At 42.9% G+C, this 2,655-nt stretch carries 2 protein-coding genes; both read left to right on the top strand.

What is annotated here, in order from left to right:
- Positions 1–176 precede the first annotated feature (176 nt).
- Complete coding sequence (gene istA, locus M2137_RS14780; protein ID WP_280767197.1) at positions 177–1,733, top strand: IS21 family transposase; 1,557 nt, start codon at positions 177–179, stop codon at positions 1,731–1,733.
- Positions 1,734–1,762: 29 nt separating this feature from the next.
- On the top strand, positions 1,763–2,494 hold the full coding sequence (gene istB / locus M2137_RS14775; RefSeq protein WP_280767196.1) for an IS21-like element helper ATPase IstB: 732 nt from the start codon (positions 1,763–1,765) through the stop codon (positions 2,492–2,494).
- Positions 2,495–2,655 lie beyond the last annotated feature (161 nt).

Genomic DNA, 2,655 nt, shown 5'->3' with positions numbered 1-2,655 from the left:
TGGAAAATCCTCTCCTCGTTGACCCCTGTTCGCCAATCGAAACTGATCCCCTCCGCCAATTGAAATTGCCCCCGTTTGCCAATTGAAATTGATCCCCTTCAAAAGAGTCATTTGTTAGTTGTTGTTGAGCCTTCTTAAAGTTGTTTCTTTAAACAGATTTTAAGAAAACATGATTTATGGCCAATAAACAAATTAGTATGCAAAAGATTCGACAAGTGCTGCGTTGTTATGCACAAGGAAAAGGGACTAAAGCTATGAGTAGTATGCTTAGTATGTCCCGTAACACGATCAAAAAGTATCTTCAAAAGTTTCAGACCCTGGATTTAAGTTATGAAGAAGCATTGGAACTTAGCGACAGTGAACTATCAGAGCTATTCCATGAGAAGCCTTCAGAGGAGAAAGTCTCCAAACGTCAACAGGATTTAGAGCGATTGCTCCCTTCCTACTGTAACCGCCTTAAGCGCAAAGGGGTTACTCGCGAGATGCTACATGCAGAATACCTTGCTCTCCATCCTGACGGCTACGCCCGTTCTCGCTTTAATGGTTACATTCAACGTTATGAACAGCGTTCCCGCCCCATCATGCATCTGGAGCATAAAGCGGGCGATAAAGTCTTCATCGATTTTGCAGGGAAGAAACTTTCTCTAGTGGATCGTTCCACCGGTGAGATCAGCGAAGTAGAGGTTTTTGTAGCCATTCTCCCTTGTAGCCAGCTCACTTATGTAGAAGCGGTCCATAGCCAAAAGAAGGAAGACCTGATTAGAGCCTGTGAGCATGCTTTCTTCTATTTTGAAGGTGTACCTCAAGCCATTGTGCCGGATAACCTCAAGGCAGCCGTAACCAAAAGCAGTAAGTATGAAGCTATCATCAATGACGACTTCGCATCCTTCGCCGAACATTACGGTTGTACAGTTATCCCCACCCGAGCTTACAAACCGCGCGACAAAGCACTGGTAGAAGGAGCGGTAAAACTCATTTATCGCAGTATCTATACCCGACTTGAAGACCGGGTGTTCCATGACTTGACCACATTAAACGCGGCTATACGCGTTGCCTTGGAAGTACACAATAATACACCATTCTCCGGCCGTGATTATAGTCGTCGTGAGCAATTTGAGGAGATTGAGCGGATGTATCTCAGCGGACTTAACCCTATTTGTTATGAACTCAAAAAACAATCCCAGGTAACCGTAATGAAGAATGGGCATATCCGTTTAAGCGAAGATGCTCATTACTACAGCGTACCGAGTAAATATATAGGCAAGAAGGTTAAGTTGCTCTATACCTCTTTTCTTGTGGAAGTTTATTATAAATACGAGAAGATTGCCGAGCATCCTCGCGATCCGTCTCGTTACCGATATACAACCCATGTGGACCACCTGGCATCTCATCACAGGTTCCAAACCGATTGGAGTGCAGAGAAGTTTATCCAGGAAGCTGCTGTAATCCATCCTGACGTAGCCACATATATAGGTAAAGTCATAGAATCTAAAGCGCATCCGGAGCAGGCTTACAAGTCTTGTAGCGGAATCTTAAGCTTTGTTCGCCGTGTGGGAGCCAAGCGGCTGATTAATGCCTGTCGCTGGGCTGAAAGCTACGGCCTATATAACTATCCGGCCATAGAAAGGATACTTAGTAACCGTCAAGATGAACTGCCTTTAGAGAATGAAGCAGATATAAACAAGGATATACCTGCTCATGAGAATATCCGGGGGAAAGAATATTACCAATAAGAAGAAGAAAACAATATAAAGAACAGAAAATGGAAATGAATAAAGAAACCCTTGACAAGATGACTCAAATGCGTCTTCAGGGAATGTACTATGCTTTTAAAACTTCGTTGGAATCGCTACACAAAGAAAGCATGACCATCGATCAGTTTGTATCCTGGCTTATCATCTCAGAATGGGATGATCGTCGCAATCGCAACATCCAGCGGGCTATCAGGCAGGCCTGCTTCCGTCATAAAGCCTCGGTGGAAGAAATAGACTTTTCCATAGAACGGGGATTAGACCGCAATCAGGTTCAGCGTTTAGCTGAGCTTGGTTTTGTGGCAGAACATAAAGACCTGTTTATAACCGGAAGTACAGGGACAGGGAAAAGCTACCTGGCTTCGGCTCTTGGATATCAAGCCTGCCTAAAAGGGTATAAAGTGTTATACGCTAATACTTCCCGGTTAATGGGAACACTTAAAGCAGCAAAAGCTAAAGGAACGATATTAACTGATCTGAGGAAAATAGAAAGAATGGATGTGTTGATATTGGATGATTTTGGATTACATCCATTTGACGCAACATCCAGAATGAACCTTCTGGATGTGATAGAAGACCGATATGGAAAGAAATCCACCGTTATTACATCACAAATACCGGTAGGAGATTGGCATGATATGATTGGAGACAAAACAGTCGCAGATGCTATACTGGACCGTGTTGTTCATCAGGCCATCCGAATAGAACTTTACGGAGAATCTCTCAGAAAAAAGAAAATCTAAAATAAATGACTATTTTTGTGAAATTATTAAAAGTATAACCCCGGCTAAAAAGAATGTTTGCCAACCTCAAAAACAACTACAAAAATGACCACGTTTTGAAACGCAACTTTAAGGGGTCAGTTTAAATTGGCCGAAGGGGGTCACGTTCAATGGAATTTCCA

This window comes from Parabacteroides sp. PFB2-10 (assembly GCF_029893085.1).
Taxonomy (GTDB): Bacteria; Bacteroidota; Bacteroidia; order Bacteroidales; family Tannerellaceae; genus QVMG01.
This window is presented reverse-complemented; position numbering and strand designations above follow the sequence as displayed.